The 3,144-nt window shown below is 70.4% G+C and carries 3 protein-coding genes; all 3 read right to left on the bottom strand.

Annotated elements, in window-relative coordinates:
• Nucleotides 1-1,097 (bottom strand): N-methyl-L-tryptophan oxidase (solA, locus tag NS354_RS12700; RefSeq protein WP_058594805.1); only part of this gene is annotated, 1,097 nt, incomplete at its 3' end.
• A 38-nt stretch (nt 1,098-1,135) separates the two neighbouring features.
• A complete protein-coding gene (locus NS354_RS12695) occupies nt 1,136-2,293 on the bottom strand; it encodes a tyramine oxidase subunit B (protein WP_082678082.1) in 1,158 nt (385 codons plus the stop codon).
• A 142-nt stretch (nt 2,294-2,435) separates the two neighbouring features.
• Entirely contained in the window at nt 2,436-2,978 is a 543-nt protein-coding gene (locus tag NS354_RS12690; RefSeq protein WP_058594804.1) for a TetR/AcrR family transcriptional regulator, read from the bottom strand.
• Nucleotides 2,979-3,144 lie beyond the last annotated feature (166 nt).

The following is a 3,144-nucleotide window of genomic DNA, read 5'->3' as shown; positions in this document are numbered from 1 at the left end:
GCGTCGAGGTCGTCGCCCGCCGCGAGCTGCGCCGCCCACTCGCCGAGCTGCGGCGAGAACTTGAAGCCGTGGCCCGAGAGCCCGGTGACGGTGACGACGCGCCCGCTCGGGCTGCGGTCGACCACGGGCAGGCGATCGGGGGTGTAGGCGCAGTGGTGCACGCTCTGGCGCACCGGTTCGGGGTTGATCTCGGGGAAGAGCTCGGCGGCCCGCTGACCGATCTTGATGAGCTCGGCCCGCGTGTGCGACGTCGGCACCTGGTCGACGTCGCGGGCGACCGGCCACTCGGGGTTGGTGCACGCCTTGAACGAGTATCCGTCGAAGCTGGGCGCTCCGAAGAAGTGGATCGGCCCGGCGTCGCGCAGGAACGCGGGGAAGTTCGCGGGCGCGTACCGTTCGGGGTGCTTCGGCATGAACCAGGTGAGCCCGAGCACCTGGAGGCGGAGCAGGTCGTGCAGGGCGGGGGAGAGCCGCGTCGACCACGATCCCGATGCGACGACGACGGATCGCGCGAGCCACGCCTGCTGGGGGGTGCGCACGACGACCCCGCCGCTCCGCTCCTCGATCTCGAGCACGGGGGTGTTGACATGCAGCTCGGCGCCGTTCGCCTCGGCGAGGTCGAGCGCCGACATCACGGCGACTTCGGGTCGCAGCCCGCCGCCGTGCGCGTCGAGCAGCCCGACGTCGCCGTCGGCGATGCGGTGCTGGGGGTATTCGGCTCGCAGCTCTTCGGTGCTGAGCAGCCGGTGGGGGAGGTCGAACTGCCGCACCGTTCCGATCGCGGTCTCGAGGTCGGGGAAGCCCTCGGGGGCGATGCTCAGGCAGCCGACCTCCGCGTAGATGCTGCGGCCCGATTCGCGTTCGAGCTCGTGCCAGAGCTCGCGGGATCGCCGGATCATGTCGACGTAGGTGCCGCCCTCGTGCACGGCGGTGCGGAAGACGCGCGATTCGCCCGCGTACGAGCCGTGCGCGTGCACGCGCCCGTACTGCTCGATGCCGACGACGCGGAGGCCGGGGCGCTTGCTGAGCTGCCAGAGGGCCATCGAGCCCACGGTGCCGGCTCCGATGACGATCACGTCGGTGTGCTGCAGTTCCATGTGTCCTCTATCTCGTGTGGTGCTGCGGGCCGCGTCGCTCAGGCGAGCGCGGGCGCGTCCCACAGGTTCAGGGTCGTGCCGATGCCGTCGCGCACCGCGTTGCGGTAGACGCGGGTCGCCCAGGCGACGTCTTCGACGGGCATGCCGCCGACCGAGTAGATGAAGATCTCGTCGTCGTGGCGCCGGCCGGGGGCGACGCCGCGGATGATCTCGCCGATGTCTTCGAACTGCTCGGGCGTCATGCGGCCGTCGCGCACGCGGTCGACGAGGTGGATGCCCCAGATGCCGACGGTCTCGTGGGCGGGTTCGGGGAGCTCCTCGGCCCATGCCTGGTAGATCTTGCGGGCGTCGGCGACGTGGCGGGAGCGCTGCACGAGCGATTCCTCGACGGCGAGGTGCGCCGAGCAGCAGATGAAGGCGCCGGGCTTCACCCATTCGTCGCGCACGAGCGGGTAGTGCTGCGACCCCGATTGGCTGGGCACGGCGATGCTGACGATGTCCGATCCGCGCACCGCGGCCTCGAAGCTGTCGACCTGCTCGAGCGCGAGCTGCGGAAACCGTTCGGCGGCCCAGGCGATGAAGGTGTCGACGCCGCCCTGGCTGCGCCCGAAGACGCGCACGGTCTCGATGCCGGGGCGCACGGCGACGAACGATTCGAGCGAGGTGCGGTTCATGGGGCCGGGCCCCACGATGCCGACCACCCGCGCGTCGTCGCGCGCGAGGTAGCGGGCGCCGACGCCGGGGATCGCGCCGGTGCGGTAGGCGCTGAGCAGGTTCGCCGACATGATCGCGAGGGGCGCGCCGGTGTCCTTGTCGCTGAGGGTGAACATGAGGATCGAGCGCGGCAGGCCGCGCTCCTTGTTGGCGACGTTCGAGCCGTACCATTTGCAGCCGGCGGTCTGGTAGTCGCCGCCGAGGTAGGCGGGCATCGCCATGAAGCGCCGATCGGGGCCGTCGACGGGCATGCCGGGGAAGGTCTCGGTTTCGGGGAAGAAGATCTGCGCCCCGTGCGAGTTGTTCTCGGTGCCGGCCATGCGGTAGTCGCCGTCGGCGAAGAGGCCGAGCATGTCGGACATCGTGTCGACGCATGCGGCCATGTCGGTGACGCCGGCGCGGATCATGTCGGGCTCGCTGAGGTAGAGGAAGTCGATGCGGGTGTCGCTCGCGGGCGCGTCGGCGGGGTGGGGGTGCGGCACGTCGGTGTGTCCCTTCGTTCGTTCCGAGCTGCGGCGCTCGGGCCCTCATCGGGGCCGGTGGGGTGCGTCCACCCTAGAACTATCCATATGGATAGTCAAGCGCGCAGGGGATCGAGCGGGCGCCGGATCGCGATCCCCGCAGTCAGCCCGCGCTCTGGGCCTGAGCGACCAGCGAGCGCAGGCGAGCGAGCGCCGGCGCGACGCTCTCGGGCAGCACGAGCTGCTTGAACACGATGCCGTCGAGCGTGAACCAGATGAGCTCGGTCAGCCCGGCGTCGCGCACCCCGAGACGCGCGAGCTGCCGCGAGATCGCCTCCCGGTAGGCGAGGTAGTGGCGCTCGGCGAGCGGCCGCAGCTCGGGGCGCCGCCGCGATTCGAGCAGCAGCTCGTACTGGAACGCCTGCGAACCGCTCTCGCGGTCGGCCAGCGATTCGATCCCCGCCGCGAACGTCTCGGCGGTCAACGCGTCGCCCACCATGTTCGATCCCTTCAGGCTCTCGTCGATGGCGTACTCCATCGCCTCGGCGACGAGCTGATCGCGCGTGCCGAAGTGGTGGCGCACGAGCCCGTGCGAGACGCCGGCCTCCGCGGCGACGGCGCGATAGGTGAGCGCGCGCAGCCCGCCGGCCGCCACGACGACCACGGTGGCGCGCAGCAGCGCCTCACGGCCCGAGAGGTCTTTCATGCTGTCGAGCGTACTCGCCGCACCGCTGTGTCCGATTCCGGCGTGCGCGCCCGCCCTCGGCCCGCGATGATGGTGACGTGCCCCCGAGCTGTCTCTTATACAGATATCCGAGCCCACGAGACTAGGCATGAATTCGTATGCAGTATTCTGCTTGAACAAAAAAGAA

The organism is Leucobacter chromiiresistens (assembly GCF_001477055.1).
Taxonomy (GTDB): Bacteria; Actinomycetota; Actinomycetes; order Actinomycetales; family Microbacteriaceae; genus Leucobacter; species Leucobacter chromiiresistens_A.
The sequence above is the reverse complement of the archived record's forward strand: the minus strand, read 5'-3'. Positions and strand labels throughout refer to the sequence as shown.